26 protein-coding genes, 1 tRNA gene and 1 pseudogene are annotated in these 25,320 nt (G+C 50.1%); 9 read left to right on the top strand and 19 right to left on the bottom strand.

Annotated elements, in window-relative coordinates; genetic code table 11:
• Window positions 1-118: 118 nt before the first annotated feature.
• The 3 genes from AACT35_RS11565 (at window position 119) to mnmA (ending at window position 3,111) form a co-directional block, all read left to right on the top strand.
• A complete protein-coding gene (locus tag AACT35_RS11565) occupies window positions 119-733 on the top strand; it encodes a LabA-like NYN domain-containing protein (RefSeq protein ID WP_012308301.1) in 615 nt (204 codons plus the stop codon).
• Between the two features lie 9 nt (window positions 734-742).
• Entirely contained in the window at window positions 743-1,897 is a 1,155-nt protein-coding gene (gene lptC / locus AACT35_RS11560; protein WP_254048025.1) for an LPS export ABC transporter periplasmic protein LptC, read from the top strand.
• A gap of 152 nt (window positions 1,898-2,049) precedes the next feature.
• Entirely contained in the window at window positions 2,050-3,111 is a 1,062-nt protein-coding gene (gene mnmA, locus AACT35_RS11555) for a tRNA 2-thiouridine(34) synthase MnmA (RefSeq protein WP_099239556.1), read from the top strand.
• Window positions 3,112-3,130: 19 nt separating this feature from the next.
• Here mnmA and AACT35_RS11550 read toward each other — a convergent pair whose 3' ends face one another.
• From AACT35_RS11550 to AACT35_RS11505, 10 genes and pseudogenes are all read right to left on the bottom strand, one after another.
• Window positions 3,131-4,144 carry a VOC family protein gene (locus AACT35_RS11550; RefSeq protein ID WP_099239554.1) on the bottom strand — a complete coding sequence of 338 codons (1,014 nt, stop codon included), beginning with the start codon at window positions 4,142-4,144 and terminating at the stop codon, window positions 3,131-3,133.
• A 71-nt stretch (window positions 4,145-4,215) separates the two neighbouring features.
• On the bottom strand, window positions 4,216-5,091 hold the full coding sequence (locus AACT35_RS11545; RefSeq protein WP_099239552.1) for a hypothetical protein: 876 nt from the start codon (window positions 5,089-5,091) through the stop codon (window positions 4,216-4,218).
• Between the two features lie 71 nt (window positions 5,092-5,162).
• Window positions 5,163-5,372 carry a hypothetical protein gene (locus AACT35_RS11540; protein ID WP_012308307.1) on the bottom strand — a complete coding sequence of 70 codons (210 nt, stop codon included), beginning with the start codon at window positions 5,370-5,372 and terminating at the stop codon, window positions 5,163-5,165.
• A 36-nt stretch (window positions 5,373-5,408) separates the two neighbouring features.
• Window positions 5,409-6,023 carry a dephospho-CoA kinase gene (coaE, locus tag AACT35_RS11535; RefSeq protein ID WP_099239550.1) on the bottom strand — a complete coding sequence of 205 codons (615 nt, stop codon included), beginning with the start codon at window positions 6,021-6,023 and terminating at the stop codon, window positions 5,409-5,411.
• On the bottom strand, window positions 6,010-6,309 hold the full coding sequence (locus AACT35_RS11530) for a hypothetical protein (protein WP_099239548.1): 300 nt from the start codon (window positions 6,307-6,309) through the stop codon (window positions 6,010-6,012). The genes coaE and AACT35_RS11530 overlap by 14 nt, the downstream gene beginning before the upstream one ends.
• 86 nt (window positions 6,310-6,395) lie before the next feature.
• The gene (locus tag AACT35_RS11525) at window positions 6,396-7,454 is read right to left on the bottom strand and encodes a hypothetical protein (RefSeq protein ID WP_099239546.1); all 1,059 of its coding nucleotides are present in this window, start codon (window positions 7,452-7,454) and stop codon (window positions 6,396-6,398) included.
• A gap of 2 nt (window positions 7,455-7,456) precedes the next feature.
• On the bottom strand, window positions 7,457-8,506 hold the full coding sequence (locus tag AACT35_RS11520; RefSeq protein WP_099239544.1) for a DNA cytosine methyltransferase: 1,050 nt from the start codon (window positions 8,504-8,506) through the stop codon (window positions 7,457-7,459).
• A 395-nt stretch (window positions 8,507-8,901) separates the two neighbouring features.
• Window positions 8,902-9,009, bottom strand: a pseudogene (locus tag AACT35_RS11515) (dephospho-CoA kinase); the annotation flags it as partial.
• 42 nt (window positions 9,010-9,051) lie between these two features.
• The gene (locus AACT35_RS11510) at window positions 9,052-9,288 is read right to left on the bottom strand and encodes a CDGSH iron-sulfur domain-containing protein (protein ID WP_065711449.1); all 237 of its coding nucleotides are present in this window, start codon (window positions 9,286-9,288) and stop codon (window positions 9,052-9,054) included.
• Window positions 9,289-9,332: 44 nt separating this feature from the next.
• On the bottom strand, window positions 9,333-10,034 hold the full coding sequence (locus tag AACT35_RS11505) for a pirin family protein (RefSeq protein ID WP_062436196.1): 702 nt from the start codon (window positions 10,032-10,034) through the stop codon (window positions 9,333-9,335).
• A 121-nt stretch (window positions 10,035-10,155) separates the two neighbouring features.
• Here AACT35_RS11505 and AACT35_RS11500 point away from each other — a divergent pair, with 121 nt between their 5' ends.
• Window positions 10,156-11,052, top strand: a complete 897-nt coding sequence (locus AACT35_RS11500; protein WP_099239540.1) for a LysR family transcriptional regulator — start codon at window positions 10,156-10,158, stop codon at window positions 11,050-11,052.
• A 59-nt stretch (window positions 11,053-11,111) separates the two neighbouring features.
• Here AACT35_RS11500 and AACT35_RS11495 read toward each other — a convergent pair.
• The 6 genes from AACT35_RS11495 to AACT35_RS11470 all read right to left on the bottom strand — a co-directional run bounded on the left by AACT35_RS11495 (window position 11,112) and on the right by AACT35_RS11470 (window position 16,702).
• Window positions 11,112-11,193 (bottom strand) — tRNA-Leu (locus AACT35_RS11495).
• Window positions 11,194-11,320: 127 nt separating this feature from the next.
• Window positions 11,321-12,574: an MlaD family protein gene (locus AACT35_RS11490; protein WP_099239538.1), complete on the bottom strand. Its 1,254-nt coding sequence runs from the start codon at window positions 12,572-12,574 to the stop codon at window positions 11,321-11,323.
• 57 nt (window positions 12,575-12,631) lie between these two features.
• A complete protein-coding gene (locus tag AACT35_RS11485) occupies window positions 12,632-13,426 on the bottom strand; it encodes an ABC transporter ATP-binding protein (RefSeq protein WP_030007725.1) in 795 nt (264 codons plus the stop codon).
• 51 nt (window positions 13,427-13,477) lie between these two features.
• A complete protein-coding gene (locus tag AACT35_RS11480; protein WP_030007726.1) occupies window positions 13,478-14,215 on the bottom strand; it encodes a DUF3153 domain-containing protein in 738 nt (245 codons plus the stop codon).
• A gap of 31 nt (window positions 14,216-14,246) precedes the next feature.
• Window positions 14,247-15,545: a TldD/PmbA family protein gene (locus AACT35_RS11475; RefSeq protein WP_085519907.1), complete on the bottom strand. Its 1,299-nt coding sequence runs from the start codon at window positions 15,543-15,545 to the stop codon at window positions 14,247-14,249.
• A 164-nt stretch (window positions 15,546-15,709) separates the two neighbouring features.
• Window positions 15,710-16,702, bottom strand: coding sequence for a ribose-phosphate pyrophosphokinase (locus tag AACT35_RS11470; RefSeq protein WP_012308319.1), 993 nt, complete (start codon window positions 16,700-16,702; stop codon window positions 15,710-15,712).
• 279 nt (window positions 16,703-16,981) lie between these two features.
• Between AACT35_RS11470 and bioD the strand changes: the two genes are divergently transcribed.
• Window positions 16,982-17,695 (top strand): dethiobiotin synthase, encoded by a 714-nt coding sequence (gene bioD / locus AACT35_RS11465; RefSeq protein ID WP_099239536.1) that lies wholly within the window; start codon window positions 16,982-16,984, stop codon window positions 17,693-17,695.
• Here the strand turns inward: bioD and AACT35_RS11460 are convergent.
• The 3 genes from AACT35_RS11460 to AACT35_RS11450 form a co-directional block, all read right to left on the bottom strand.
• On the bottom strand, window positions 17,649-18,308 hold the full coding sequence (locus tag AACT35_RS11460; RefSeq protein ID WP_099239534.1) for an ABC transporter ATP-binding protein: 660 nt from the start codon (window positions 18,306-18,308) through the stop codon (window positions 17,649-17,651). The genes bioD and AACT35_RS11460 overlap by 47 nt on opposite strands.
• 535 nt (window positions 18,309-18,843) lie before the next feature.
• Window positions 18,844-19,482 (bottom strand): cofactor assembly of complex C subunit B, encoded by a 639-nt coding sequence (locus tag AACT35_RS11455; RefSeq protein ID WP_030007730.1) that lies wholly within the window; start codon window positions 19,480-19,482, stop codon window positions 18,844-18,846.
• A gap of 149 nt (window positions 19,483-19,631) precedes the next feature.
• Entirely contained in the window at window positions 19,632-20,132 is a 501-nt protein-coding gene (locus AACT35_RS11450) for a pentapeptide repeat-containing protein (protein ID WP_099239532.1), read from the bottom strand.
• A 408-nt stretch (window positions 20,133-20,540) separates the two neighbouring features.
• Here AACT35_RS11450 and AACT35_RS11445 point away from each other — a divergent pair, with 408 nt between their 5' ends.
• The 4 genes from AACT35_RS11445 (at window position 20,541) to AACT35_RS11430 (ending at window position 25,280) form a co-directional block, all read left to right on the top strand.
• Window positions 20,541-21,068, top strand: coding sequence for an FHA domain-containing protein (locus AACT35_RS11445; RefSeq protein WP_062436206.1), 528 nt, complete (start codon window positions 20,541-20,543; stop codon window positions 21,066-21,068).
• Window positions 21,069-21,101: 33 nt separating this feature from the next.
• Window positions 21,102-23,054, top strand: coding sequence for an FHA domain-containing protein (locus AACT35_RS11440; RefSeq protein WP_099239530.1), 1,953 nt, complete (start codon window positions 21,102-21,104; stop codon window positions 23,052-23,054).
• The gene (locus AACT35_RS11435; RefSeq protein ID WP_065711458.1) at window positions 23,051-23,491 is read left to right on the top strand and encodes a hypothetical protein; all 441 of its coding nucleotides are present in this window, start codon (window positions 23,051-23,053) and stop codon (window positions 23,489-23,491) included. The genes AACT35_RS11440 and AACT35_RS11435 overlap by 4 nt, the downstream gene beginning before the upstream one ends.
• 172 nt (window positions 23,492-23,663) lie before the next feature.
• Window positions 23,664-25,280, top strand: a complete 1,617-nt coding sequence (locus AACT35_RS11430) for a protein kinase domain-containing protein (RefSeq protein WP_012308328.1) — start codon at window positions 23,664-23,666, stop codon at window positions 25,278-25,280.
• Window positions 25,281-25,320 lie beyond the last annotated feature (40 nt).

Here is a 25,320-nt window from a genome sequence, read left to right as displayed (position 1 = left end):
CTTTCTCAGTAAGCTTAGTTATTGGGTTTCCCTTTTTTACAATGGGGCATCTATTTTTTTATAAAAACTGTTTCATAAATATTTTCGTTTTAATAAAATCTCAAGAGGCATAATCACAATGCTGGATCACTTTGGTAGCGATCCGGTTTTCTCGCCTGAACAGGTACTTGAAAATCGAGGTCGTGTTGCGATCTTTATCGATGGTTCTAATCTATTCTATGCAGCGCTGCAATTAGGCATCGAAATCGACTACAGCAAACTTCTTTATCGTTTAACGGGCGGGTCACGGCTACTGCGGTCTTTTTTCTACACAGGGGTTGACCGGGCGAACGAAAAACAGCAAGGCTTTTTGTTGTGGATGCGCCGCAATGGTTATCGGGTCATTGCCAAGGATTTGGTGCAACTGCCGGATGGTTCGAAAAAAGCCAATTTGGACGTGGAAATTGCAGTGGATATGATGGCCCTCGTGGGCTCCTATGATACGGCGGTGCTCGTCAGTGGTGACGGGGATCTAGCCTATGCAGTGGATGCGGTCAGCTATCGGGGGGCACGGGTTGAGGTGGTTAGCCTGCGATCGATGACTAGCGATAGTTTGATTAATGTGGCAGACCGTTACATTGACCTAGAGCAAATCCAGACGGATATCCAAAAGCTCCATCGGGGCCAGTTTTCGGAACCGAGGCTGATGGAAGATCGTGGTGGTGGCACAATTGAGTTACCCAGTCATGAGTAAGTAAATGTGATGGTGCGTTTGTGTCGATGGAAATGGGGGCGATCGCCAAAAATATTCGCCTTAGCACTACTCTTGATGGGGAATCTTGGGGGAATAACGGCCTGTCGCAATAGCCCGCCAGCGACGGAAACAGAACCCCAAAGCCAAAATTCCGAAAATCGCCTCATCGTCGAAGATGCCCTCCTCGAACAATCCGATGCCGAGGGAAATATTCTCTGGAAAATCCAGGCCGAAGAAGCCATCTATAGCCAAGACCGCAAAGCTGCCACCCTCACCAAGCTCGTGGGGAACCTCTACCAAGATGGGGAAGTGATCCTCAGTCTCCAGGCGAACAAGGGTCAGGTGATTAACGATGGCGATCGCATTATCCTCGAATCAGGGGTTTTGGTCACGGATAATCGTCAGGGGGCCGTCTTTGAAACCGAGAAAGCCGAGTGGGAACCCGCCAATTTCATCCTCCAGATCACCACGGGTCTCCAAGCCAAATATCCCAACGGCACACTCAGCGCCAAACAGGGTAAATATTTCATCGATCGCCAGGATTTAGAACTCGCCGATACCGTCGAGGTGGTCATTGTGGAGCCCCCCTTGCAACTCCAGGGCAGCAAGCTCAATTGGCTCGTGGCTGAAGATAAAATTACCGCCGCCGAGGGCCTCACTGTCCAGCGTTACACCGCAGAAACAATCACCGATCGCCTCCGGGCAGATCAAGGTGAAGCCCAACTCAAAGCCCAGAAAATTATTGTCAGTGGCAATGTTTTGTTAAATAGCCTTGACCCAGAGATGCAGTTTGCCAGCGGAGCCGCCACCTGGGATATCCAAGCGGGTATCATTACAGGTCAAGATTCTGTACAACTCACCCAAACCGCCGAACGAGTCCAATTTCGAGGCAACCAAGGACGCTACAATCTCAAGACTCAACAGGCGCAATTAAGCGGTGCGGTCAGGGGAACGGGCGAAGATCCCCCCACCTCCCTCAAGGCCAACCAAGTGGATTGGAATCTCACCGCCGAGGAAGTGGTGGCCGTGGGCAATGTGGTTTATGAACAGACTAACCCACGGGTCAAACTCAATGGCGATCGCGCCGTGGGCAAATTCAAACAAAATCAATTGGTGGTGACAGGGTCGGCCCAAAAACAAGTCACCACAGAAGTCATCCCCTAAGTGATCAACAAAGTTCAGCACATCCTTAGGGAGCGACACAGCCCAGCAGCGAGGGGATACCAGTACAATGGTAAATCGCTAGGCACATCAGGCAGTGCATTTATCTAGTTGTAGGCAATTCACCAAAAAAGATATTGAGATCAGATAAGGCCATGGGTAAAGTTGCAGTTGGGTTATCAGGGGGCGTAGACAGTTCCGTCACCGCAGGGATTCTCCATCGCCAGGGCTATACTGTCGAAGGGGTCACCCTCTGGCTGATGAAAGGTAAAGGTCAATGTTGCTCGGAGGGGATGGTGGATGCGGCAGATATTTGTGAGCAATTGGGCATTCCCCACCACATCGTGGATAGCCGTGATTTGTTTCAGAAATACATTGTTGATTATGTTGTGTCTGGCTATGAAGCGGGGGTGACACCTTTACCCTGTTCCCAATGTAATCGGATGGTGAAATTTGGGCCAATGTTGCAATGGGCCAAGGCAGAGCTGGGCATTGATCAGATTGCGACGGGTCACTATGCCAGAATTCGTTACAACGATCAAACCGGACGCTATGAACTGTTGCGGGCGGTGGATCGCCATAAGGATCAATCCTATTTTCTCTATGATCTCACCCAAGAAATGCTGGCGGGGACGCTGTTTCCTTTGGGGGAAATGACCAAGGGCGAAACCCGGCAAATTGCGGCGGAAATGCAGCTTTCGACGGCGAAAAAACCAGAAAGCCAAGACCTCTGTCTCATTGAAGCCCATGGTTCGATGAAAACCTTTTTAGATAAATACATCGAACAGCGGGAAGGGGAAATCGTCGATCTCGATGGGAAAGTACTGGGACACCATACAGGCATCCATCATTACACCATCGGCCAACGAAAGGGCTTGGGCATTGCCGCCCCGGAACCCCTCTATGTGGTGAAGCTGGATAATGTGATGAATCGGGTGGTAGTAAGTACCCGCGATCGCGCTGGTCAGTCTGAATGTACAGTACAGCGCATGAATTGGTTGGCGCTCCCAGGCATTACAAGCCCCATCCGCGCAGAGGTGCAGGTGCGTTATCGCAGTGGTGCGGTGCCTGTGACGGTAATTCCGCTAGAAGGCGATCGCCTCAAACTGGTTTTTGAGGAACCCCAATTTGGCATTACCCCTGGTCAAGCGGCTGTGCTCTATGACGGCGATCGGGTGCTGGGGGGCGGCATTATCGAACATCCCGAAGCGGCTTAGTCTCTTATTTGCCGGACATTTAGGGGCGAGGGGAAACCAGCCGTTGCCGTTGGGCCTGTTCAATGGCTTCAAACAATGCTTGGAAATTCCCTTCGCCAAATCCCTGGGCCTGTTGTTTGCGTTCGATAAATTCCCAGAAAAATGTCGGCTCTTTAAAAATAGGCTGGGTGAAAATTTGTAGGAGCATTTCCTTGGGCGATCGCACCACATCCACGAGGATTTTTTCCTGTTGAATTTGGGGCCAATGGGGTAATGTTTCTAGGTGGGGATAGCGATCACAGAGATTCTTGTAATAGGTGGCCGGAACGTCGAGAAATGCCATATTTGTCCGGCGAAAGTGCCCGATTTGCTCCGGTAAGTTTTTGTATTTCAGGGCAATATGTTGAATCCCAGCACCACGATTAAACTCGATAAATTCTTGGATTTGGGAACGCTGTGCCGTTTCCGGATTTTCACAGCAGTCTCCCGGTTGATTAATGGGTAGTTGAATTCCGCTGGGATGGGAAAGAACCTGGGAAGCGAGACCGGAATAATTGGTTTTGATCGTAAAAGTTTGCTGACGATTAAACCCAAATTTATCTTCGTACCATTGCACCGTTTCTTGGAGTTTTCCTACTGGTACATTGAGCACTAAATGATCAATTTGGGTATTCGTTCTAGGAACTGTATCTCGATAAATAAGGGTGTGTTGAAACCCGACATTATTGCGTAATACGGTAACAGATTGATCAGTATTTTTTGGCTGAAAAAAAACTTTTTGGTCAATATAAAAGGCGACATCCGCAACACCACAGGGATGATGGGTTAAGTATTGGGCAACGGGATCGGCAGGGGCTTGGGGCGCCGAGAGCATCAGGGTTAACTCTGGGCTATTAAGTTGAATGGTGTTTTGAGGTAAAAACGGAAATGTTGCTTGGGGAGTGGTGATGTTGAGTTGAAATTTTGTTTGAAACCAGGTCTGCCAATAATCCAGATCGTCTACATAGAAATGGACATAGGCGATCGCCAAATTCGGGGGGCTCTGGTTTGCCATGTGTCGGGAAAGATAAACAACAGCTCCTATTCAACTTAGCGTACTTTCTCAGGATTGACCGATGGCCTTGGTTATTGCTGGGAGCGTTCGAGAAAGTCTTGGTTGAGTTGGGCTGCTTTTTTGCCACAGAGGTAACTGGCGATCGCCAAGGGCAGCCAAATCACTGTCAGCAGCCGACCAAAGCGTTCCCCAGTGCGGCGAATGTCTGCTTCGGTGCCGAGGGCAATTTTTAAGCGACCTCCCAGTGGATCAACCAATTGTTGATCGCGCAGGGCCGCCACCACCGTGACTGTTTGGCCGTGGGGCAGGACGCGACGATCTAAATCTGTCGTAATGTAATCAAGTCTGCCCCAATCTGCGGCGGTGAGAGGGAAGGTTTGATCGGCATAGGTAATGGCTTTGGGTTTACTTAAGCGGGCCGATTCTCCGGTGCGTTCGATCTTGGGACGCTGGTCAGGCTCTGGTTGCGCCGCCGGGAGGGGAAATTGCTCCAGGGCGATCGCCAAGGGAATACGTGTTTCTCCATCGCTCAAAAAGACCTGCTCAACGGCGGCTTCCCAAGTAAACAGCACCTTTTGAATTGTGTCTTCGGCAGTGCTGGGGCCATTGCGGGCGACCAGTTCAATTTTGCCCTGAATGATCTGTAGGGCGGGATCATCGGGCAGCGTTGGGGGATTGTCCGCCACAAGGTAGCCTTCGAGCTTAATGAGATCGCGATTCGTCGTTGCTTCACTGGCGGCCTGTACCGAAAGCGACTCCACCTGGGCAAGTTCCTGAGATGTTTTGAGAGCTTGGCCCGTTAGCCCCATCAACAAAGAGATCACCGCTAAACCACCACTGGCGATCGCCCCCAGCACGAGGAATTCAAATTTGGCATATTCATTTTCACTGACATTGCGCGGTGCGTCCTTCCACCAACTCCAGCGCATCCGTCGTTTTGGGCTCATGGCTTTTCGGGGCGGGTTACAACGAAAAATTTGTCACGAAAAATTCAGGGCAATCGCCTTTGAAATACATTTTAAAAACTAAGCTTCAGGGCATTAACGGGCACATCATCCCAAGAATCAACGGTGCGGATCTTTGCTTCCCAGCCGATGGTGGTTTTATCCGTGGCGAGTTTTTGTTTCCATTGCTCATGGCAATCCTTCGCGGCTTCTTCATTTTGACAAGCAATGCAAGCTTGAAGAATGCCCGTCGGATCAATTTGTTCATTTACCCAAATGGTCATCGCAGCTACCTTAAAATGATGATTTCACCGCTCATTCTAGCAACCTCTTTTGAGGGCTCGATCAACTTGGTGATGGAGTGTTGCAAGATCCAAAGAATTATCAAGCACCACATCAGCCTGCTGGATTTTTTCGGCGAGGGGCATCTGGCTGGCGATTCGCGCTTGGGCCTGGGCAATGCTTAACTGGTTACGCTGCTGGAGCCTCGCCAACTGCTGCTCAGAAGTACAGGCAACCACCCAAATTTCCGTGACAAAATCCGTTAACTGCGCCTCAAACAGCAGTGGGATCGCGCAAATTACCGTGGCTTGTGTCTCCTGAATGGTTGCTAAGGTTTCACGGAATCGCTGGCGCACGTAGGGATGAATTTGGGCTTCGAGCCACAGTTTTTCGTCGGGATCAGTAAAGACAATGTCCCCTAAAGCTTGGCGATTGAGGGAACCATCAGCGTTTTGTACTCCCGCCCCGTAGCGGGCAAAAATTTGCGTCAATATTGCCGAGGGCGGGGCGATCGCCTCACGGGCATAAATATCAGCATCAAGAATGGGGAACTGGTAGCGTTGGGCCAGGTAAGTCGTTACCGTACTTTTTCCCGTCGCAATCCCCCCCGTCAGACCAATGATTCTTGGTTTTGTCACTTTATGGTGCGACATGACGTTTCACCAACAGTGGAATCCCGCAGTCATACCAAAATTCAGGGCTTATCCCGCCGCTAGACATGCCGCCATGCATAAATCTTTCGACGGTGAAAGGTTCTCTATGATTGATGGAGTGACCTGCCGCTACTTCATATTCCTTTTCGATGATGCTTTTGAGCTGTTCGGGTGTGTCTGGCATATCAACATTATCCAGTCTTTCCTTTAACTCACGCCAAAGATATGGATCCCCTCGGAATCCCCATTGCGTAGGTTCGTTTTCGAATATTTCAGCTATTTTCATTTTCTGTCAGCACCATAACACCAGTCGTAACCGGCGCATTTGTAGCGAGCACAGCGAAAAAAAATGCGTCCGTGTTGACGGCCTTATTAGCTCTCAAGCCACTGATCAGTAGCCTCGCGAAACTTGGCAATGAGATCTATTCTTCCGCAAAGCCTCGGCTCACACAAGAACTCATAGGCACGATTAATTACTTGCTCAATTTCTTCCCGTTGAAGTTCAGCGCAAAAAACCGAAAAGAAATCTAATAAATCAACGACAGCGAGATCAAAATGCAGGCGTTCGACGAAATCTACGAGGTTAGAGGCAGGGAATAAATCAGGATCGTTACGTACATTAGAGGCAAATATTATGTACTTTGGTAACCTTGCCTCCTCCACCTTAGAAGCGAAATCAGTTAACCGGTTTTTCCAATCACTGCGAACTGTAACTTCGTACGCAGCTACCAATTGGTAATCTTTGAACTCTTCGATATCACCCTTGGTGCCATCAAATTTATCCGACGCGTGCGGGTGGTGGGTTACGATGCGGTTCCCAAATCTCCTACGGTGTACTTCGAGAAAAGCGGCAACGAGGAATTGTTGAATATGCCCTTCTGACGGAATGGCTAATAACGTTTCGCACAATGCCAGACTGCGTGCGTACGATAAGTAATTACTTGGTAGTTTCGGTAGTGCCTTAGGAACGACACGAGATTCGTACATGCGCCAAGCAATATGACGAACAAGGCTACGACGCTCTTCCAGGCCCAATTCTTTGAGATTGGCTAAAAAGTCGGAAAACCTCGAATCCGACGACAACTGGAAGTTGCGTACGTTTCCCTTCCAACCCAAGTTTTCGCCAAAAGCAGTGATATTTTTATGCAAGGTTACATGACGAAAAGTTAGCTCTGCGGCAAGCCGTTTGTCCCCGTACTTCCCACGAATTCCTGTTGGTACTAAATTGAAGTCCCATGCGGAATCAGTAAGCGAGTATGAAACGAGAAAAGCGCAGGCCAAGATAACGCTTCCACCATGGCCTTCGATATGACCATCAAATACCTGTTTTAATGCCCGAGGTGTAGGCGAGCCGATAGCCTCACCTTCCGATAACTTATCAACATATTCAATTAGCAGATCAACTGCTTCTTGAACGTGAACATTTCTCATAGTTAGAGACTACCCTGAATCATCGAAACATCCGGCTCAAGGGCTGGGGCTAAATCTGCCGATGAGCCTCCGTTGAGTTGGAAAAAAACTGACCTCGCTATTACAAACGCGAAATCTGGCGGAACAGCATCCCCAATTTGGGTGTATTGAGAAGATCGTGAACCAGCAAACACTAAATCTCTTGGGAATGTTTGAATAATCGAACATTCTTCAACGCTGAGACGTCTTGCTCCCGGAACTTCACCTTTCCATGGTTCTCCCCCGGCTTTCAGATGGGCATGATATTTTGGCGCCACCTCTTCTACATCAATCCAGTGAGTTTTATGGCCACCAGAGGATGCCAATATGGTGTGGCATGGCCCATTCGGATCAATTGGGCGGCCACCACCATTATAGATATGTCCAGCATACGGACTTGGACGTAAATCGGGATACTTGGCATATTTAACCGGAGATTTTGGCGACTCGCCAATTTGCTCAGGCCCCAGTACTTCTAATGCCGAAAGGTGATCTTTTTCAGTTCCTGGGCCATGGGTTGGAGCTGGGAAACATAGTTGTGTGGTTCTACTACCCAGTACGAATAACCTTCTTCTTTTCTGTGGCACCCCGTAATCGGCAGAATTAAGTACAGCCCAATTGAGTTTATAACCAAGCCCAGACATCCGGGCCAACATTGAATCGAAGTAGGGCCGCGCACGCTTTTGCGCAAGCCCAGGTACATTTTCCATTAGGAAAGCCGCTGGCCGTATTTCTGTGAGGGCACGCAGGTATTCTGGAAGCATGTCACGAGAATCGTTGCTCGTTTTTCTCAACCCACCAATTGAAAATGGCTGGCAAGGAGGGCCACCAGCTAAAAAATCGATTTTTCCCTGGTACTGGGTGAAATCGATTTCGCGAATATCTGAGTTATAGTGCGTTGCTTCAGGGTGATGTTGCGCATAAGTCTCGATTGCGTCTCTCTTGAATTCGACGCAGGCTTCTACGCCAAACCCTGCCCTACGAAGGCCGATGGATAAGCCACCAGGGCCAGAGAATAGGTCAATTGTCTTCATAGGAGACTATTTTACCTTTAGAAGGGTTTTCTAGTTTTTCAAGAGCTAACTAGGAGTTATACCGCACCTTCAGCATAACAACCCAAATCTACCAAAATATTACCGCAGACTTTGGCCATAGAATAGCGGTCAGGAAGTAAATACTATAACCACAGATGCTTGAAGATCATTCAACTCAATTCGCAATTGCTTACCAATGATCGCCCCTGCCTTTGCCATTTTCTTTAGTGCCACTGAGATATTTCCAGGATCAAGCATTGTTTGTCAGGCAGAACGGCTCAAGCCTTTCTGTTCCATGGCCTGAATCAGTTGCCAAGCTAATACCCGCTTGAGGGGTAAAGCATTAACCTCCAAGAAAAAAAACGATATGCTGATTATTTTTCATTTTGGTGATTTTTGGCGATCGCCTTACGGACATGAACATCAGCATCAAAAATGGGGAGCTGGTAGCGTTGGGTCAAGTAAGTCGTTACTGTACTTTTTCCCGTCGCAATGCCCCCCATCAAACCGATGATTCCTGGCTGCGTCACCGTGCGCGGATCAGCCTATAGTTTGGCATGACTGCCATCACAAAACGGCGCATCTTGGGTGTGTTTACAAAGACACAGCGTCACTTTTTTCTTCTCTTCTAGGGTGAACTTTTGGGGCTTGAATTCTGTACCTTTGTGACTGCCATCGCAAAAGGGTTGATCCGCAGATTTACCACAGGCACACCAGAAATAATCGCCGGCCTCAAGTTCCAGCGTCATGGGCTTTTTCGCCGCAATCGTTGGTTTAGCCATATTCATTTTTCCTCTATAAACTTTGGGCAACAAACTCGGCTGACCTAGGGCAAATCAAACAATAAAAATTCCGTTTCGGCCCCTTGACCTGCAAAAATCAGTTCTGTTTCGCCACTGATGCCAGCCCCATCGCCCGCTTCCATCGTAACGCCATTCACCGTGAGGCTTCCTTTGACAATCTGTAGCCAAGCCCGACGACTCTCTGCCAATGGATGGGTGACCGTAGTTCCAGAAGACAACAGCGCCGCATAAATCGAGGCATTCTGGTGAATTTTTACGGAGCGATCGCGCCCATCTGGAGAAGCAACAAGTCGCAATTGATTTTCTTTTTCTTCCGGGGCGAAGTAAGTTTGCTCGTAGCTGGGTTCTACATTCAGTTGATCGGGGGTAATCCAAATCTGCAGTAAATGCACAGGCTGTTCTGACGAAGGATTAAATTCACTGTGCAAAATGCCAGTCCCCGCGCTCATGCGTTGCACATCCCCAGGACGAATAATCGAACCATTGCCAATGTTGTCTTTGTGGGCCAATTCCCCTTCGAGGACATAGGTGACGATTTCCATATCGCGGTGGCCATGGGTGGCGAATCCTTTGCCTGGGGCGATGTAATCTTCATTGATCACTCGCAGATTAGAAAAATTCATGTGGGCCGGATCGTAGTACTGGGAAAACGAAAAACTAAAGTAGCTCTCTAGCCAATCTAGTTTGCCACGACCCCTTTCAGCAGAGGGACGGAGTTGAATCATAAAAACCTCCGAGGCGTTTTTTAGCGGGTTTAGGTGATTGCTTCTATTGTAGATTGCCGCCAAATAAAAGACAATAAGCTATTTTATATACAGAATGTATCCTAAAAAGAAACAATAGGCCATGGATAAGTTAGCCAGTTTGTATGCCTTTACCCAGGTGGTGGAAGCGGGAGGATTTGCGGCGGCGGCACGACAGATGAATGTCGGGCGATCGGCGGTGAATAAGCTAGTGATTGCCCTCGAAAATCACCTCCAAGTTCAACTCCTCCACCGCAGTACCCGCAAGGTGACACCGACCCCCACGGGCTTCGCCTTCTATGAAAAATGCGTCCAGATTTTGGCGGATCTAGAGGAGGCAGAGCTATCAGCTTCGCAACTACACGGGGAACCCAAAGGCTTGTTACGAGTAAACGCGCCGATGACCTTTGGCCGGATGCAGGTGGCCCCCCTCGTGGCAAAATTTATGGCCCAATATCCCCAGGTGCAAATCCAACTCACCCTAGAGGATCGGTTTGTGGAGGCGATCGCCGAAGGTTATGACCTTGTGATTCGGATCGCTGAACCCGTCGAATCGGCCAGTCTCATTAGTCATCCCCTCTGTGAGACAAAATTAATCCTCTGTGCGGCCCCCAGCTACCTAGAACGCCATGGTATCCCCCAAAGTCCTGGGGACCTGGCTCACCACAACTGTTTACGTTACGGCCCCACAGGCAATACCTGGCATTTGGTCGGCCCCCAAGGGGAAGTTTCTGTTAACGTGTCCGGCTCTTTTTGTGCGAACAACGGTGAAGCGTTGGCGATCGCCGCGGCGGCGGGCTTAGGCATTGCCCAATTACCCCAATTTATCCTCGATGCAGCCCCCTGGACAGAACAACTCACGGTGGTTTTGCCTGAATACAATCACCGCACCCTTAGTACCTACGTCCTCTATCCGATCAATCGCCATCTTTCTATCAAGGTAAAACTCCTGTGCGAATTTCTCCAGCAACACCTTGCTGCTGCTGATCTTTCAGGCTAACTTTAAACACAAAAAAACCTCCCCCTGAGGTTTGGGAAGGCTTTCTGTTTTTTATGGTATGCGGATGGCGAGACTCGAACTCGCAAGGATCGCTCCACACGCCCCTCAAGCGTGCGTGTCTACCAATTCCACCACATCCGCTCGTTTTGACTTGAACGAATATAGCATACTCATTTGGCGATCGCCAAGAGTTTTTGAGAAAAAAATTATCCAATCTCTGAAAATGGTTCTTAAGCTCACCAAAAGTCTCTAGCCGATTTCTGTCTGGTTAATTTCTGGACTGACCTTGGTCTGGGTGTTGGGACTTAGAGCGTAACGAGATTTGTCGTTGCTGGTTATAAATGGGGCGCTGTTGCTCAATGCGATTAGCCACCTGAATCTGTTGTTGCAGTTGATCCGTCGAGGAAACCAACTGACTGAGACCATTCACCAAATCAATCAGATTTTTCCGAAACTGCGGATCTCCCGTTAGCTCATCCAGGTCTGAAGTGATTTTTTGAGTATTTTCAAAGGTGACCCGGGCTGCATCAAGGGTTTTTTGCAACATCAACACATTGGTTGGATCGTTCAGGGCCGTTGAGACATCCTTGAGATTTTCCGAAGCCGTTGCCGCGTTGGCCGTTAGCACCGTGAGATTATCCAAAATTTCCTCGGTATTCGCTGCACTGAGATTTTGATTGACCGTATCGAGGGTCGTATCAAAGGAAGCCAAAGTGCGCTGCATTTGATCACTGGTGCGCCCAATGCTATTGAGGGTACCCACCAGAGCCTGGCGATTTTCGACCACAAGGCTATTAAAATTCCCTGTTAGCGTATTCACCTGTTCAAGGGTGCGGTTGAGTTGATTGGAACTGGTCACTGCCGCATCACTAATGGCTTGGGCATTCTCGGCAAAATTATCCACTTCCCCCCGCACTTCCTTAGAAAGCAGCGCTAATTCTTCGGTAAGGATCGCCACCTGGGCCGCCGCATCACTGGAATTGTCCGCCAAGGTACGCACAATTTCAAAAAACTCTGGATCACCGTACAGTTCACTAAATTTGGTGGTGTTGCGGAGCACCTGCTCGAAGCTCACCCCGATCACCCCCTCTAGGGTGGTGCCATCACAGAGAATTGCTCCTTTTTCCGGGCAGTCCGCTGCGAAGGGGCTCTGGGCCATTTCTGCTTGGGTTAATTCTGTTTGGGGAATAATTTCGAGGGAGGTTTCTCCGATAAGTCCCCCTTGGTTTGCCTCGACCACGACCTCTCGCGGCATGATCAGATCGGGAGTTTGGATTTGAATTTGGATCTCAACGCCATTGCTGGAAGGTTGTACGTCAATGATGCGCCCCACCTCCAGACCCCGGTAGCGGACGATCGCCCCCTCTTGCATCGCATTGGCATTGTCAAAGCGGACATTAATCGAATAGGTGCGTTTCCCCAGGGTTGCCCCTGTCAGCCAGATGAGCACGACGCCGAGCAGGGAGAGTCCAGCGAAAATAAATAAACCGAGGGAGCCTTCTTTGAGGGTACGCGATCGCATTGGATTCGTCAGTAGGGGGAATAAATTTACGTTTTATTGTATGGGGGAGGATGAATTTTAGCCGATAACTTTAATCGGGCCTTCCACCGCCGCGTCAAAAAACTGGCGCACGAGGGGATTATCGGTCTGGTCAATTTCTGCCACTGTCCCCGTCCATTGGATCTTACCGCCATAGAGAAAAATAACTCGGTCAGCGGTGCGACGAATCGTGCTGTCCTGGTGGCTGACCATCACGTAGGTGCCACAAACCCCTTGCATTTGCTGGAGATGGCGCACGAGATCTTCAATCACCGTTGAGGCAATGGGATCAAGGCCAGCGGTGGGTTCATCGTACAAAATAATTTCGGGATTGTCCTTCGGGTTATCAGGGTTGGCCATGATTGCCCGGGCAAAGCTAACCCGCTTGCGCATCCCCCCAGAGAGTTGAGATGGGTAGCGATCGCCGACCCCTGACAACCCCACCATATCCAACCGTTCTTCTACCAATTCGCGAATGGTTCTCGCAGACAGGTTTGAATGTTGATAGAGCAAAAAACCGACATTTTCCGCCACGGTGAGGGAGTCGAAGAGGGCCGCCTGCTGGAAGACCATGCTGATCCCAATGGGATCGTTGCCATCCTCGATCAGTCCCCGGCGCTTGATGCCATTGATATAAATTTCCCCTGCATCTGCTGCCAGTAGTCCCGCAATAATTCGCAGGATGGTGGATTTCCCCGTACCGGAGGGGCCAATAATCACGAGGGCTTCTCCCCGATAAATGCTCAGGTCAACATCATCGAGAATGACATTTGACCCGAAGGCCTTGGAAATTCCCCGCAATTCAATCAAGGGTTCGGCTTGGGTGGCAACCATAGGACGCAAAAGATAAGGGCAATTAATTTAACAATAGCGATAGATCAGCAACTACACTGGCAAACGGCGATATTTTAGGTAATAACCCAGAAATAACAACGCCACTAGACCCCCGGAGCCAAGGCCTACCCAACTGGGCACCCAAAAGGCCACTTCCAGATGATTGAGCTGCCCCGGTTGTAATGTCCAAATTAGGCGATCGCCTTCCTTGCGAGTCACAGGCGCAGTCGTCGTGTTGCGATTAATTACCCGTGCTCCCAAAGGCGTTTTTAGGCTGACGTCTAAATCCAGGAGGGAACCGGGACTGAGGATCAAACTGCCCCGCTGGGACAAAACGCCCAAGGCCCGCAAATCTACGTCCAAAGTGGCTCGGTTACGTTCAAACAAAAGCCAGTTTTTTTGTTCAAGGGCGATCGCCGATTTGAGTTGTACCAAATCGAGATCCGTGGCCTGGAGATTTTGTCCTTCCGGGTTAAAAAAGTCATTGAACTTTTCTACTAAATCTGCCCCATTGTGGAAGGGAATTCGTACATCCAACTCCTGGGTCGAGAGCCGCTGGGCAGAACCATGGAGCCCCCTAGCGCGTTTTTCCACACTTTTGAGCCAGTGCTTTGCTTCTTGCTGATTAAAGTTCGTAAACTCATCCCCCAACTGGAGATGCTGGTGAATTTCGCCATGGTGCTGGTGGTCGAAGGCGATCTCCACATCATAGTCCACACAACCCGCCAGGCAGAGGACACACACACAACAGAGACTCAGCAATCGGATCAAAGATTTCACAGGCATCATCGCTCACAATGCAGGGGCAAGTATGGCAATTTTAAACTGCCCTGGACGCAACCCCCAACTTGCCGAACAGAATCGCTGGCATATAGGCGCTGCCACCAACCCATTCGCAGGTGTCACTAAAATCAACCAAATCTGCAAAGGCCTCGAAGATGCTGCCCGCCACCATGGTATTTTTCAGGCGACCAACAATTTCGCCGTTTTCGACTTTGTAACCGAGGTCGAGGTTCACGGAAAATTCCCCAGCTAGCTGATTAGACTGACCCGCTCCTAACACTTGATCAACGATCACGCCTTCCTTCATGCCCTTGATCAGCTCCGTTAACGGGGTTTTCCCGGCCCCCATGCAAAAGTTCACCATGTCGGGACTGGGACGAGAAAGACCGCCCCGGAAACCGTTCCCCTGGGCCTCGGCGTTGCCCCGGGCGGCCCACTGGCGATCCCAATAGAATTGCTGGACAATGCCGTTTTCGATAAAGGTTTTTTTCTGGGTGGGGGTGCCTTCGTCGTCAAAGGGACAGGCAGAAACACCGATGGTCGGATCTTCGTAAATACTTAGGCGATCGCCAAAGAGTTGTTCGCCAATTTTTCCGGCGAGGGGTGAGGCTTTTTGCACGACCACTTGACCGGAAAGAATCGTATCAAACAGGCCGCCGATGGCGCTGAGGGCCGCCCTGGGGGTAAACAGCACCGGGTATTGACCGCTGGTGATTTGGGCTGCTTTTTCGGCGTTGGTATATTTTTCGATGAGGGTAGCGAGGATTTTGTCGTAATCGGGTTCCCCATCCTTGGCGACATCGTAACCGTAGGCATTGAGAAAATCTTCCCCCTGGACAAGATTTCCCCCCAGGCTGGCACTAACAATTTTGCTGTTGCGCTCGCCATAGACGCCGCTGGTAGTGGCCAGTTTGGTCTGACCAGAGCGGATATGGAACCCCGCACTGACAAGAATATCGTCGTTGTAAGCCCGTACTTTTTCGATGAGGGTTTCGCCAATTTTTACCAGTTTCGCGGTTTCTGGCAGCACATAATCGCTTTCGGGGACAACCCCTTGAAAATCCTTGGCAAACTCAAAATCCACGGGATCACCGATTTCTGCCGTGGCGATCGCCGCATCGACGACATCTTCGAGGCGCGTTAAATCCGTGGCACTGGCAAAGCCCAATTTCCCATCGACGACCACCCGCAGGGCAACCCCTTGGCTCGCTTTGGTTTCGAGGGACTTGAGGCGATTATTCTCAAAATCGATGGGAGTATCACGGCTACTGCGGTAGTACACCTCCGCTTCGATACCCTTTTGTTTGGCGAGATCCAGGATTTGCTCAACTACCATAAAACTTTCTAAACACAATTTGAGAATAACGGCCGCTCCCCATTGTAGAAGATTCTTCTAGATCACCGGGGGCGATCGCCTTTGGTTGAAAATTGCCTAAAAAAAGAGGGACAAATGATCTTTCCCTCCCCAAAACCAATTAATTGTTCTAGCCAAGCCAAAATTTACCGAAACATACTGCTCACAGAACTTTCTTCGTGGATGCGCCAAATGGTTTCACCGAGGAGATTGGCCACCGTCAGCACCGTCAGTTCTTCAAATTGCTTATCGGCAGGCACCGGAATTGTATTGGTTACGATAACTTCCTCAAACAGGCCACTGGAGAGCCGTTCCACCGCAGGCCCAGAAAAGACTGGATGGGTCGCACAAGCGTACACTTCCTTAGCCCCTTCCTTCTTCAGTAATCTGGCCCCTTCCTGGAGCGTCCCAGCGGTGTCGATCATGTCATCAACAAGGATCGCTGTTTTTCCTTTAACTTCCCCGATGACGTTCATCACTTCGGCGACATTGTGGGCCTGGCGACGTTTATCAATAATGGCCAAGGGCGCATCGTCTAACTTTTTCGCAAAGGCCCGCGCCCGCGCCACCCCCCCCACATCGGGAGAGACCACCACAATATCCTCTAAATTTTTGCTTTTGAGATAATCGATGATCACCGGGGAACCGTAGACATGGTCACAGGGAATGTCAAAATACCCTTGGATTTGCGCCGAATGGAGATCCATTGCCAATACCCGACCGGCCCCTGCCTGGGTAATCAAGTTAGCCACCAGTTTCGCTGTGATGGATTCTCGACCAGCGGTTTTACGGTCGGCGCGGGCATAGCCGTAGTAGGGGATCACCGCTGTGATTTGGCGTGCCGAAGCCCGACGACAGGCATCGATCATGATCAACAGTTCCATTAGGTGATCGTTGACCGGACGGCAGGAGGGTTGAATGAGGTAAACATCGCAACCTCGGATCGACTCTTGCACCTGGATGTACATTTCACCGTCGGCAAACTGCTTCCGGATCATGGGGCCAAGATCCATGCCCAGATAACGGGCTACTTCGTTGGCTAGGGGCAAATTCGCCGATCCCGAAAAAATCCGGAGACGGTTGCTATCAGTGGGGGTTTGCAGAACAGATTGTAAGGCGAGGGTGGCGGAGTGGCTCACAGCAGAATAAACCTCTCTTTCGGTTTGATAAAGGACATCCAAGGGATCAGTGCAGACACCATAATCCTCCTTTTGGTCGTTTCGATGATATGTGTTACCAAAGTACAATTACTTAACCCCATTTTTTAGACTGGATAGATACGGTAAAACCATTGGGGGCAATCATCGCCACTGGAAAGGATTAGGGTTAATAGAAAATAAAAAAATTGTTAAGGAAGGTGCTGATCTTCAGGGTCTATTGTACTCAATAAACCTTTAAATTCAATTTGAAATTTTTCTATGCTGCAAAATTGCTTGTTAATCGCGGGAACAGACACAGAAGTGGGGAAAACAGTGGTCAGCTCGGCCCTGATTGCCTATTGGCGTCATTTTCTTCCTTTTTCTCGGCTAGGGGTAATCAAACTACTCCAGACAGGGATCGGCGATCGCCAATGGTACGAAAAATTCTGTGATGGGGGAACAGTTCTCAAGGTGCCTTTGGAGTATGAAACCCCGGTTGCGCCCCCGGTGGCTGCCCGCTTAGAGGGAAAAGCCATTGATCTGGGGATCGTCTGGCAGGAGTTACAGGATTTGAGTAATGCTCAAGATTTTGTCATTGCTGAGTCCCTGGGGAGCTTGGGATCGCCTGTAACTGACGAGTTGACGGTGGCAGATTTGGCAGGGCAGTGGAAGTTACCGACGCTGTTGGTGGTGCCGGTGAAATTGGGTTCTATTGGTCAGGCGATCGCCCAGGTGAGTTTGGCGCGGGAACGGAAGGTTAATCTCAAGGGAATCATCCTCAGTTGCGGTACCCCCGAAGCCATGGGACAAATTGAAGCTTTGACGCCACCGACTATGGTGCAACAGTTCACCCAAATCCCGGTGCTTGGGGTGATGCCCTATGTAGAAAACTTGTTGGATGCCCAAGCCCTTGCCAAGGTTGCCGCCCCTTGGCACCTGGAGCAGCTTATCCCGCCGACGTATTTGCGACCCCAGGCTCCTTTGTTACAGTAACTTGACCCCGATCAATGTGCCAACAACGGTCGGCGATCGCCTCTAGCTCGTGGGGATCATGGGTGACGATGAGCAACGTCCAATGTTGTTTGAGTTTCGCCAGTAATTTTGCCAACTGCGATCGCATCGACCAATCCAAGCCCGCCGTCGGTTCATCCAACATCAACAGGTTTGGCTGGCGAATTAATTGCACCGCGAGGGATAAACGCCGTTGCTGGCCGCCACTCAGGGCATGGGGTGAAGCCTTGAGATCCAAATTTTCGAGACCCACCTCCGCCAAAGCATCTTGGATTTGTTCTAGGCGTAATTCTGGATGGCCAAACCGGACTTCCTCTAAAATCGTCGAGGCGCAAAAGTGACGCTCCGGAAATTGAAACACGAGGCCCGCCAACTGTTGCAAGTGGAGATTACTTAAAGTTTGTTCTTGCCAGCGGATCTGCCCCTGGGTCTGCTGGGCCAAGCCCGCCAAAATTTCGAGTAACGTCGTTTTCCCAGAGCCACTCGGCCCCACAATCATTCCCATTTCCTGGGGAGCTAACTTAAGGTTCACCTGCTGCAAAATCGGCTCAGGCGTTGCCGCAGGATGGTACACCAAATCTTGGATGTAGAGCATTGACAGGCCCAAAGAGAAATCTTTTCCCAAGCTACCATAGCCGTTTGTGTAAGGGGGCGATCGCCTGGAAAATCGACCGGGTAAACTTGAGGCTAAGTATTTACTTTTCTTCACAGAAAAAATTGTTTTTACTCAGTGAAGAATAAACTTTCATTGAAAGTAATTGTTTTGGTCAAGAAACCCTGTTAAATTAAGAATTGAAGTTAGATAGAACTTAACTTCCCTGGCAGATAAAACAGCCACTGTCTGAGTAAAGTAAAGTTAGTTAAGGAGATAAACCAAGCTGTTTCTTTGCATATCTGTCTCGTCGAACGAAGCAAAACCACTCAAGCGCGAAATCCATACTTCCAACCACCTGTAGCAGCAGGGAGCAACCTAACTGAATAAACTGTCAAGTCGGGCAGCAAGATGATTCAGTTAATGTCTCCAGAGAGTCTTCGTTAAAGGGTTCCGGAAGTTCTCAGGAAAGTAGGTTCTGGGTGGTTTTGTTCTATTAAGATTCAATTTGTATGGGAAACTCTTCACCCGAAAATCCCTAAACCTCCGCAAGGGCGATCGCCAATTTCTCAGCAAGAGCTGCGACCCAATTTTCATCTTGTTTTGTATAGCTACGGGGAATATTTGTCCCCAAAACTAAGAGACCTGTTTCACCGAGGGGCTGACAAATAATGCCCTGGGTATTTTCTGGCAAATAATCAAATTCAACCCGCCCCGGATACATTTTTAAGGTCACCAGATACACGGCCTTTTGGGTTTCAAGAACCCGTTTGGCGATCGCCCCAACATTAAAATCTTTTTTCGCCCCAAAAATGCCCCGCCGCAGAATTGTCTCGCCATCACGGTAAACCACCACCGATTTCGTCACCGTATTGGTCAAGAGTAGGTGGGATGCCCAAGCCAACTCTGTTTTGACAGCGTCCGGCAGATCCTCGGCCAATTCAAACTGCTCTTCTCCTTCTAGAATCACCGCTTCTGGAGCCTTGGGCTGGATCTGTTCCCATAGCAAGGTGGTCAAAATCAAAACAGCACTGAGAATTACCCCCACCACGTCGGAACGGGCCTGGGAATCGCTGAGGGCGGGAGTCAGTAAACGGTTAACCATCAACATAGTGCCCCCGATCATCCCGACGGTAAGCGGTAGATATTGCAACGGATTGCGCCCAGAATCAGCCATGGTAAACCCCAAGATATTTTGTTTCAGCTTCCCTGAATTTATCGTTGAAAGTCAATAAAACCCCAAACAAAAACCACCTCGCCAGGGTCGCTCAGGTGGTCAATGGGCAGTGATTCAATATTTTGATGAAACTTGATCGCGCAGAAAACCTAGGGGCAGTATAGGGTTGCTGCGGTGTCACGGCCTGTGGTGGGATTGGTGCCGCTGGCCAGTTCGCAAAGCTTGTCATTTTCCCGCGCCAGGATCAGGGCATCGGTGAAATCGGCCCCTTCAATGACTGTGGATGGCGTAATTTTGACGCTGGCGAGGAAAGCCCCCTCTAGGTTGGCATTTTTAAAGTTCGCGTGGCCAATGCGGGCAGAATCTAAGACGGCTCCCCGGAGATCAGCCCCTTCAAAGTTGACGAATTCGAGATTAGCCGAGAAAAAACGCACCCCCCGCAGGTCTGAATAACTAAAATCGCAGCCCCGGAGACTGGAGAGATCGTAACTATTGTCCCGCAAGTCCTGGTGGGAAAAATCTTCTTGAATAAAGGTGCGCTTGTTGTAGTCTACGGCCCAGACCTTTGGTGGGTCAAAATTGCCCCAGGCGAAACTTATAATCCCCATAACCAAGGCGATCGCCATTAGCCGTTTGCACATTGCTAGCATACCAGTCAGCTCCCAAGCTCTTTTCGTAAAATTCACTCAAGCCTATTTTATCGGGAATCGACCCCAACAAAATACGTCCGCAGCATTGGCCTGGATCAAAAAAAGTGTCTTTTCTCCAAAAAAATAATTCGCTTTTTAGAAATCCTTGAGGACAGTCGTTGAAAAATAGATTCACCTTTAAATGTCGATCAATTTCCCATAGAAAAGAGTTGATTTGTTCAAAAAACTATTGATTTAAAAACTAAATTTTTGACAAAGAGCATCACTAAATCGGCATGAATAAAGCTAACATCTGGCCATTAAAAACCATAAAGTTTCTGCTTCTTTTTAGCGGATGATTATTATAATTTGACAGAAGACAAAGCCAATCTATACTTAGACAGCTACGCGCAGTCAGTCTTGAGGACAATGGAAAAATTAACCCTAGCGTGGTCGTTACAAAATCATCTACACCACTACACATTCCACCAAGCTGCAACCACAAAAGTTGCCCAAAAATTGCGGATTGGCCGAGACCCAGCCCAGTGTGACATTATCTTTGCTGACCGCAGTGTTTCTTCTCTCCATGTTGAGCTATTTTTTAGTGCGGCCTTAGATGCTGCGCTCATTCAGAATCTGCGTCCCTCTAATCCTCCCCTCATTGATGGCTTCCAACTGACCCAAGGAACAGCCAATCTATCCCAGGGCAGCCAGATTCAACTGGGTCGCATTCAATTGCAGGTATCCCAGTTAGTCCTACCAGGCCAAGTTCAGGTGGCAGCCCCGCCCCAACCCCAAGTCCCCAATACGGCCTCAGCCTACGGTTTAAAATGCCCTAATCCGTCCTGTGGCAAGGTTTCTCGGTATGATGAGCAAGTGCTTAAACAAGGGTGTCCCTGGTGTGGATTTTCCTTAGCCGCCGCAAATACGGTGATGATGGTGCGGCCACAGTCCTAGGGTTTCTCTTGTTTCTCCTCAGAATTCATTGATATGACAACATTGCAGCAGGTCTGGTTAAGCTGGAAAGATCCCCTCACAAGTGACGTGCAAACCTTAGCCCTGGGGTTACCCATTGCCATTGGTCGTGATGCCAACAGTATGCCGACGGCGATCGCCAATGGACAACCTGTCGCCAAATTAACCCTCAATAGCTCCCAAGTTTCTCGATACCATGCCCTCATTTCTCTTCAGGCCGATCAACTGTGGATTGGGGATCAAAATAGTAGCAATGGCGTGTTTGTGAATGGCCAGCGCCAAACCCAAAGGAGCTTGAAATCTGGGGATGTGGTGCGGATTGGCCCCTATGAAATTTCGATTACCACCACCGCCCCCAACCAACCTGCGACCCAGCGCCGCTCCAGCGATTCTTTTATTCAGGTGCCAGACCAACAACTGCCGGATCCCCCCAGCAGCAGTTCCCCATTAGAAACCTTTCCCCCCGCAGAATTTCAAGCGCAGTATGTCAGCCCCCAACAGTTATATGCCACCGGATTGCCCGTCGAAGAGATAGACTATGTGGCCATTGGGGCCGGGCTTGGCAGTTATATTTGGGTTGATTTTTTACGGGTTTACGGGGTGCAGGCCCAGCAAGTTCGTGCTTTGGGCCTAGAAGGAAAACCCTATGGCCGCTACCAACGGCTCTGCTTAAACTCGCAAATTCCTGCCCACGAGCGGCTACGGTCGAACTCGGATTCTTGTCCGGATAATCTCTGGGGTTGGCCGAGCTATGCGTTACGGGAAGCCTACGGCGATTTTTTGCGGGGACATTTCCAGGCAGCTCTACGGCATCTCTGGCAGGTCTTCACGGAACCGATTTTGACGGAAACCTATACGCCTCGTTCTGGCAATGTCTTCAAATCTATCGACCGAGAGGCGGCACGGATTGGGTGGCACCATATGTATCGCTTTGGGCGGGTGCGGGCAATCCGGAAAACCGATGATGGTCGTTATGCGATCGCCTATTCTGCGGGACGGGGCCGCCATGCCTTTGTCATTGGCCGTTATGTTCATCTGTGTACCGGATATCCGGTGATCCAATTTTTGCCAGATCTCCAGGACTACCGCGAAAAAACAGGGGATTTTAAAACGGTCGTCAATGCCTACGAGGAACATGACCACGTCTATAGCACCCTCGAACGCCAGGGGGGGACAGTCTTGATTCGGGGTCGGGGGATTGTCGCCTCTAGGGTGATCCAGCGCATCTACGAAGCCCGCCGCCGTAACCCCAACATTTCGATCTTGCACCTAATGCGATCGCCAAAACCCGTGGGAAATAAATTTGGCCTGGCCCAGCGACCCGTGAGCAACCATTTTGAACTGCAACCATTTAATTGGCCTAAGGCCTGTTGGGGCGGCACCCTGCGCGAACAATTAGAAAACGCTGCCCCCAGGGAACGCACTAACCTCCTGGCCGATTGGGGCGGCACCACCACCGCCGATCGCCATGACTGGCGCGATATTATCCAAACGGGTTTAGATAAAGGCTGGTATCGAATTGTTTTTGGGGATGTCGTAGCCGTCGAACCCGATGCCCAAGGACGTCCGGTGACGCGGATTCGCGAAAAAGGTATCACAGGGGAACTCACCCTCACCGCCAACTACATCATTGACGCCACGGGTCTCGATGGTAAAGTCAAATCCACCCCCCTGCTCAATGACCTCGTGACCCATTACCAACTGACCCTGAATGCCCTTGGCCGCTTCCAGGTGAACAATGATTTTGAAATGCCGGAAATGCGTAACCGCTCAGGACGAATGTACGCCGCCGGAGCCATTACCTTTGGTGGCCCCCATGCCGCCGTCGATAGCTTTTTGGGGTTGCAATACTGTGCCCTAAAATCAGTAGAAGCCTTGGCTCAGGAAAATGCTTCCCAGGTGCGCCCTTTGCATCCCTTGGCTTCCCTATCCCAATGGTTTAAATGGATTAACAATCAAGCCCCATGACCCCAACACTCCTTGGCCGCTGGCAAACTCGACTTCTTTTGATGGGTACGGTCGGTGCCCTCCTCACAGTCTGCTTTGCAGAGGGACTCTGGGGTAATCCTGTTGGTGCTGTCTATTGGGCGGTTTGGGGTTACATCACCGTTTTTGGCCTTGGCTGGGACTGTCTTTACATCTATTTACAAAATTACCGTTGGGATCAAGATTGGCCGGCGATTCTACAATGGCTGGCGGCCCTCTGGGAAGGGATATTCTTTTTGCTTTTGTGGGCTGGCTTACCGAATTTTGCGGGCGTCGCCTTACCCCTAACGGCAGATCTGTCTTTAACCTGGTTTGTGATTCACTACGGCTCGGTTTGGCTGGGGATCTTTGTGGTGTCCCAGAGTTTGATGCGCATCTTATTTCCCCTGTGGCGTTTCCATGGTGGACGTTGGTTTTAGAAACGAAATTTTCCCAGGGGCGGCCTTGATATTTGACGGTAAGTAAAGGGCGATCGCCTTTTTGAAGTGGGAATTTCTCACCTCTAACCAGACTTTTGAGATTCTCCGTTTATGATGAAAGCATCAAAGGCCCCAAGTACTCCTTTGACATCGCGAAATATAACCTGAAGCCATGACGAAACAGACAATCGGTTCTGGTCGATATCAAATTCTCCGTGAGTTGGGTAGTGGAGGATTTGGCGTCACATACCTCGTAAAAGACAGCTACATGCCCTCCCAGCCCATCCGGGTCGCAAAACAGCTTCGGCCCATTGAGGATCAATCCGAAATCTATCGTCTGGTGCAGGAACGTTTCCAACGGGAAGCCGTATTACTAGAAGAACTCGGCAGCAATCCCCAAATTCCGAGCCTCTATGCCTATTTCGAAGAAGATGGCAAATTTTACCTCGTCCAGGAGTACATCGAAGGTCAAACCCTAGAGGCACTTTTAAAAAATGAAGGGCCCCAGTCCGCCGCCACCGTCCGGCAAATCTTGGTGGACACCCTCGATATTTTGGAATTTATCGAAACCAAACAAATTATCCACCGGGACATTAAGCCAGAAAATATCATTCTGCGCGAGGCGGACAAAAAACCGGTACTAATTGACTTTGGCGCAGTCCGGGAAATTATGGGCACCCAAATGATGAGCAGTGGTGCCACCCCAAAAAGCTCCATCGTGATCGGTACCCCTGGATTTATGCCCCCGGAACAGGCGTCCGGTCGGCCCGTTTTTTCGAGTGACTTGTATGCCCTCGCCCTGACGATGGTCTATCTCCTCACCGGAATGATGCCCCAAGATTTTCAACATGATCCCATCACCGGCGAATTAACCTGGCCCAGTCAAAATATCGCGGATCAACATCTGGTGGCGGTGCTGAATTTTGCCATTAAGCCTAATCCGAAAGAACGGTTTATGACGGCTAAGGCAATGCGGGCGGCCCTTACAGCGGCGATGCCTAACAATCAAGCCACGGAGGTCATGCCAGAAATTTTACCGACCATCGTTGCCTCTACCATTGCCACAGCACCAGTTGGCACGGGTTCCAATGCTAATGCTGCGGCTGGTACGCCGGTCACACCGCCAACAGAGATTACCGGAGGAGGCCAAGCCCCGCCGACCTATCATGTGGCCGAAGAGCTTTCTTTTTCGGCGGCAGATCTACAACAGAACAGTTCCAAAAAACGCGGCGCTCCCTGGGGATTACTCCTGGGTTTAGGGCTACTGGGACTGGGTGGCTACCAACTTTATCAAGTGGTGCAACAACGTCAAATTGCCGGGGAAGTCCAACCAGGGGTAACGCCCAGCAATCCAAATCCGGGAACAACGCCACCGGGAAATGGAGAAAACCCAAATCCTAACCCCACTAATCCGACCACGCCAGCAACCCCGACAACCCCCACACCAACAACACCCGATCCGGTTATTACCGCCCCGACTGATGGCGTCTTTTTTGGGGCGATCGCCTTTTCGGAGGCCACCGGGGAATATGGCTATGTGATTGATGTACCCACCCAAGCAGAGGCCGAGCAAGCCGCTGTGGAAGATTGTGAATTTTTTGCTGCGTCCGGTGATTGCCAAGCCTTAGTCTGGTTCCGCAATGCCTGTGGGGCGATCGCCATGGGGCCAGAGGCCTATGGCAGCGGCTGGGGGGCTGATATTGAGAGCGCCGAGGCAGCAGCCCTCGATGTGTGTAGTGATTTTGGCTCCGGCTGTGAGGTGGTCGATTCCATTTGTACGAGCCAATAACCATTGTGGGCCTGGCTTCCCAAGGGGTAGAGTAATAATC

Origin of the sequence: Synechococcus sp. BDU 130192 (assembly GCF_963876085.1) — a bacterium.
Taxonomy (GTDB): domain Bacteria; phylum Cyanobacteriota; class Cyanobacteriia; order Cyanobacteriales; family MRBY01; genus MRBY01.
The sequence above is the reverse complement of the archived record's forward strand: the minus strand, read 5'-3'. Positions and strand labels throughout refer to the sequence as shown.